The 1,979-nt window shown below is 68.6% G+C and carries 3 protein-coding genes and 1 pseudogene; 3 read left to right on the top strand and 1 reads right to left on the bottom strand.

Annotated features, from left to right (window positions below; genetic code table 11):
* Nucleotides 1–759: heavy metal translocating P-type ATPase (locus ACSBP4_RS19575; RefSeq protein ID WP_435553205.1), on the top strand; the 759-nt coding region annotated here is incomplete at its 5' end.
* A gap of 22 nt (nt 760–781) precedes the next feature.
* On the opposite strand, the gene ACSBP4_RS19580 is transcribed toward ACSBP4_RS19575, so the two are convergent.
* Nucleotides 782–1,018: a CDGSH iron-sulfur domain-containing protein gene (locus ACSBP4_RS19580; protein ID WP_049965073.1), complete on the bottom strand. Its 237-nt coding sequence runs from the start codon at nt 1,016–1,018 to the stop codon at nt 782–784.
* Between the two features lie 239 nt (nt 1,019–1,257).
* On the opposite strand from ACSBP4_RS19580, the gene ACSBP4_RS19585 reads away from it, so the two are divergent.
* Entirely contained in the window at nt 1,258–1,551 is a 294-nt protein-coding gene (locus tag ACSBP4_RS19585) for a DUF7521 family protein (RefSeq protein WP_006182628.1), read from the top strand.
* 288 nt (nt 1,552–1,839) lie between these two features.
* Nucleotides 1,840–1,979, top strand: a pseudogene (locus ACSBP4_RS19590) (sarcosine oxidase); the annotation flags it as partial.

Genomic DNA, 1,979 nt, shown 5'->3' on the forward strand with positions numbered 1-1,979 from the left:
GACGCGGCACCCGACGACGCGACGGCAGCCAGCACCGTCGCGGACTTCGAGCGGGCGAGCCGCGGCGTCAGCGGTCGCGTCGACGGCGACCAGGTCGTCGTCGGCCACCCCGACTTCTGTCGGGAGCGCGGGCTGGTGATCCCCGACGCCCTCGAGCCCCGGATCGAGGACGCGAGATCGGCGGGCCGCGTGCCCGTCGTCGTCGGCTGGGACGACCGGGCTCACGGCGTCGTCGTCGTCGGGGACGCACCGCGAGACGATCTCGAGGCGGCCCTGACGGACCTCTCGGCGGACCACGAGGTCGTCGTCCTCACCGGCGACGAGGGGGCGGCGGCCGAGCGCTTCCGCGACCTCGAGGGCGTCGACGAGGTCTTCGCGGGCGTGCCGCCGGAAGCGAAGGCCGAGACCGTCGACCGGCTCCGGGCCCGCGGGACGGTCGCGATGGTCGGCGACGGCAGCAACGACGCGCCCGCGCTGGCCGCGGCCGACGTCGGCATCGCGATGGGCGGGGGAACACAGCTCGCGACCGACGCGGCCGACGCGGTGATCGTCGGCGACGACCTCACGGCCGTCGGCGAAACCTTCGACGTGGCGACGGCCACGCACCGACGGATCCGCCAGAACCTCGGCTGGGCCTTCGCCTACAACGCGGTCGCGATCCCGCTGGCAGTCGCCGGTCTGTTGAACCCGCTGTTTGCCGCCGTCGCGATGGCCGCGAGCAGCCTGCTCGTCGTCTGTAACTCCGCCCGCTCGCTGTGAGCGACGGCGTGCCGTCGCGCCTCTACTCGTCCGTTTCGTCGGCCGTCACGACCCGTTCGACTTCTCGCCGCTCGCCGTCCTCGTAGACGTAGGTCGTGCCCTCGTCCTCGTCGCGGGTCCGCCGGTGGCTCCCGTCACAGAAGGGAAAGTCGTCCGAGAGTCCGCACTGACAGACCGCCACGTCGCCTTTCTCGTCGTCGATGTCCTCGGGCTCGAGCTTCCGTGGGCCGTTGGCCTCGAGTTCGACCAGTCGCGTCATGAGTGTGTCTCGCGTCGCCGTCGGCAAAACGCTTCGCTCGCAGCCGTCTCACGGCGGTGTGATCCGCCAGTGTGCCGTCACACGGTGTACAGCAGTCACGAACCGCCGATCCCTGAGACCGGCGTCGACGCCGACTATCAGTACCGGCGACTGATGGTGTGGGGTGGTGGCACGGAACACCGTCTCCGGGAACGGCAAGGTTCTTGGTTCGGCTGTTGAAAATCAGGATAGGAATAGTCATGTGGGTCTCCGCCGCGACAATGCCGACCGCGATCGCCCTCGCGGTCGTCAAGACGCTCGTCCTCATCGTCGGCGGCGTCATCACGTTCTTCGCCTACAAGGCCTACCGACGCACTCGTCAGTCCGCGCTGGGCTATCTCTCGCTCGGCTTCGGCCTCGTTACCCTCGGACTGGTACTGGCCGGCATGCTGTATGAAATACTCGGCGTCCCGCTGATGACCGGCATCCTCCTCGAGAGCCTGCTGGTACTGGCCGGCTTCTTCGTGATCGCATACTCGTTGTACGTGACTTGAGCCGCGTCGATGTCGCGCTCGGCCAAATTTATTTGGGAGTAACGGTATCCGTGATCGGCGAATAACCGAAGGTACGGCAGGGACGATCGGCGCTGAACCATGGAGCTTCACGCCCCCTGCCGTCGTACCCCCTCTTCCCCCATCCACTCCCCCTTTCGTTCGACGCGCCGGTCTTCGCACAGGCGATGCGTTCGCTTGGATCGCGGAATCACCCAGAGGTAAGTGGTCCGCCACACGAGTGACCGCTATGCGAACCGAACACGCAGCCGACGGGCAGTCGCCGAGCGGATCGGCCACCGCGTCGGTGGGGGATCGACGATGAGCAGCCCGGACGACGCCGAGCTGGCGGTCGGTGCGGACGCGTTCACGCGCGAGGGCAGGGGCCTCGAGGTCGCGGTCGTCGGCGCGGGTGCCGTCGGCGCGACCGC

The sequence above is a fragment of the Natrinema sp. CGMCC1.2065 genome, from assembly GCF_051225675.1.
GTDB lineage: Archaea > Halobacteriota > Halobacteria > Halobacteriales > Natrialbaceae > Natrinema > Natrinema thermotolerans.